This is a genomic window from Paenibacillus ihuae, from assembly GCF_001368795.1.
In the GTDB taxonomy this organism is placed as follows: domain Bacteria; phylum Bacillota; class Bacilli; order Paenibacillales; family Paenibacillaceae; genus Paenibacillus_AQ; species Paenibacillus_AQ ihuae.
Genome location: NZ_LN831198.1, coordinates 3,868,780 through 3,871,995, shown reverse-complemented (window position 1 = coordinate 3,871,995; position 3,216 = coordinate 3,868,780). Strand labels below are relative to the sequence as shown.

3 protein-coding genes and 1 pseudogene are annotated in these 3,216 nt (G+C 50.5%); 2 read left to right on the top strand and 2 right to left on the bottom strand.

What is annotated here, in order from left to right:
* Window positions 1-228 (bottom strand): annotated as a pseudogene (locus tag AQR02_RS34530) (DUF6492 family protein); the annotation flags it as partial.
* A 208-nt stretch (window positions 229-436) separates the two neighbouring features.
* Between AQR02_RS34530 and AQR02_RS17905 the strand changes: the two are divergent.
* Both AQR02_RS17905 and AQR02_RS17900 read left to right on the top strand, forming a co-directional pair.
* A complete protein-coding gene (locus tag AQR02_RS17905) occupies window positions 437-1,192 on the top strand; it encodes a YheC/YheD family protein (protein ID WP_054941643.1) in 756 nt (251 codons plus the stop codon).
* A gap of 85 nt (window positions 1,193-1,277) precedes the next feature.
* A complete protein-coding gene (locus AQR02_RS17900; protein ID WP_054941642.1) occupies window positions 1,278-2,036 on the top strand; it encodes a nucleotidyltransferase family protein in 759 nt (252 codons plus the stop codon).
* 128 nt (window positions 2,037-2,164) lie between these two features.
* Here the strand turns inward: AQR02_RS17900 and AQR02_RS17895 are convergent.
* Window positions 2,165-3,216, bottom strand: a 1,052-nt coding sequence (locus AQR02_RS17895; protein ID WP_054941641.1) for an SMP-30/gluconolactonase/LRE family protein, incomplete at its 5' end; no start/stop codon positions are given.

The following is a 3,216-nucleotide window of genomic DNA, read 5'->3' as shown; positions in this document are numbered from 1 at the left end:
TGGCAGAACGGTAGTCTCATCGACGAAAATACAGCCTTTGCGGGAGCACATTTCCCTGATTCTGCTGCTGCCGGGTGAGACGATATAGATGTGGCTGATCGGGTGGCGTACATAGCGGCGAAGACTGTCGATCACATAGGGAAGGGTGGCCAGATCCTTTTCGATGGCCGGGATTAGTACGTCTATAGAAGGGCCGCTAACAGGTGAGCCTGCTGAGGTTGCTGACATTAGGTTCATCTCCGTGCACAAATTGACACTTGCGCGTCTGCACTAGAATATGCCTGAGCCTCACGGGATGACCGGGCAAAGGATAGTTGAAACTTAATATTCCCGGACGGGACAGATGGTTCATTCCGCCTCGCCTGCTTCTGCATAGGATGCACTGACTTTGTAAATCAGGAAAAGGGTAACCCTTTTCGGACAGGAGAGTGCAGGTGTGAAGGCAAGAAAAGCTGTTTCATTGCAGAGCAAATGGCTAAAAACGAAGCTGCTGCTTCAGAGTGCTTCCATCAGACCTTATATCCCGGATACCCGGAGATTTACCAGACGCAATCTGGAGCAGATGATCTACAGCTATGGAATGATCTACGTCAAGCCCGAAAGGGGAACCTACGGGAACGGTGTAATCCGCGCGGAGCGGGGGGAACGGGGGGGCTTCACCTATCAATATGAAGAAACGGTCCGCCATTTCGACACCTTTGATTCCTTTCACCAAAGTCTGGCGAAGAAGACAGGCGGCAGAAGGTATCTGATTCAAAAAGGAATTCACCTGCTGAAGCATAACCGCCGCCGCTTCGATATCCGGGTAATGGTGCAGTTAAGTCCCAAAGGAGTCTGGGAAGCTACCGGAATTATCGGCCGGCTGGGCCATCCGCGCAAGATTGTTACGAATTACCACAGCGGCGGCAAACCAACGGCGATAGAAACCTTACTCAGTACCTATCTGCCGGCACAGAGGCTTACTCAGCGGACGGGCGAACTGAGTACGCTGGGCATCCGCATGGCGGCTCATATGCAGAAAACCTATCCGAAGATTGTGCAGATCGGCGTAGATGTCGGATTAGACCGGACACTTACGCCATGGATTATTGAAGTGAATATGAATCCGGATCCCTACATCTTTAATCAGCTCAAGAATAAATCCATGTACAAAAAAGTAATGAGATACCGTCGGTATCATATGAAGAAGTAGCTTATGAAGGTACAGCAGCAGACTTGGCTTGATGATCCCTGTGGGTTATAGTAAAGGGAAATATTCAGGGCAGGGAGCGAACAGGATGATAGCATTAATCTTGGCTGCGGGGTATGCGACCCGTCTTTATCCGTTAACGAAGGATACGCCAAAGCCGCTGCTGCCGATTCAAGGAAGCCGGACGATTCTGGATCTGTTGATGGACCGGCTGGAGGTTCTGGAGGAAATCACAGAGATTCTGATTGTGACGAATGAGCGCTTCTTCGGCGCTTTTCAGCAGTGGCATCTCGGTTATGGCGGGACGAAGCCTGTCCGTATTCTGAATGACGGCACATCTTCCCCCGAAACACGGTTAGGTGCGGTCGGCGATATCCAGTTTGTCATTGAGCGGGAACGGTTGGATGAAGATCTGCTGGTTCTGGCAGGCGACAATGTGCTCGGCTTTGGCCTTGAGGGGTATCTGAATTATTTTCATCTGGTGGACAAAGACTGTATTCTGGTCCGGACAGTGGACGATATCCGGGAGCTCCGCAGTGTTGGCGTGGCTGAGCTGGATGAGGAGATGCGGGTCCTTTCTTTGGAAGAAAAGCCGCAGACACCCCGGACGAACATAGGCGTATTTGCACTTTATATCTATAAGCGTTCAACGCTGCCGCTGTTCTCCCGTTATCTAGCCGAAGGGGGCAACCCGGATGCGCCGAGTTATTTTCCGGAGTGGCTGCACTCCCGCCAGGAGATCCGGGCCTACTTTACAGAGGGTACGATTGATGATGTCGGCACCCATGAGGCGTATATAGAGATGCGGGATAGGCTGGGTAACGGCGATGTGAACAAAAGTGAATAATTAATAGAAGCTAAAAGGCAGGCATGAACGAACTTTACCTCCAATCATTAGATGGTGTCTAACACTGGGGGGACAGTTCAGTTTTGTGCCTGCTTTTTCAGCTGGAAATTTGACCGGGTGAACTCCCCTTACGGATTCAAAAGCACCCGGTGAACACCCTGGCTTCCTCCCGGTGCGGTTCCGAGATATAAATATCCCCCTTGGCTTACGGCAGTGGTGACGCCGTACAAGGTTCCTTCGGGATCATGCCAGCTGTTCACAAGTTCTCCTTCGGATCCATATTCTGCGACAAGCCCATGCTTCACCGGCTTACTTGCTCCATTTAATAAGGATTGTGGCACTTTGGACATTGTAGCTGCTAACCAGGGGTGACTATGCATGTAATCGGCAAAAGACAAACGGGTTGTGAATACCCCTACCCAGAAATGTCCCTGCGCATCACGTGTGATATTGTCGGGGAATCCGGCAATATTCTCAGCAAAAATATCTGAGGTGCCTTGTTTATCCCCCTTTAGCCAGTATCTGGTCAGTTGATAGTGATATGATTCGGCAACGAGTACGAAATCTTCTCCGGCAGACAATGCGACCCCATTGGCAAAATACAGATCACGAAGTAAAACGGTCGTCTCCCTGGTCAGCGGATCATATTTCAGCAATCGTCCATGCGGCTTGTTCTCGGCAATTTCTTTGAACATGACCTTGCCATAGTTTGAAGTATCGGAGAAATAGATTGAACCATCCTTCGCGATGTCAAGCTCGTTCGCCAAGTAGATTGGACCTTCCTCCACTTGATTGGTAAGGACTTCAACTTTTCCCTCCGGGTCAATCGACAGCAGACCTTTCTGAATATCCGCCACTATCAAATTTCCGGCTGCGTCAAATTTCAGTCCGTTAGGTGTTCCATGGGTATCGGCAAACACTTCAGCTGGTTGCGCTTTACCCGCCGTGTTAAAGGCTACTCTGTAAATTTTGCCGTCAGAGTCACCTGTATATAGCCGTCCTTTAGTATCAAAAGTAATGAATTCCGGGTACTTCGCACGGTCTGTAACCAGCTCTGCCGGGCTGAGTTTGCTGTTTTCTTTCCAGGGGCCGTCTTTCTCAAAAGAAGGGGCGGCAGGCGCAGACCATAGCGCTGGATCTACTGGAGCAGGGATCAGCAGAAATACAGCGATTCCCAGCG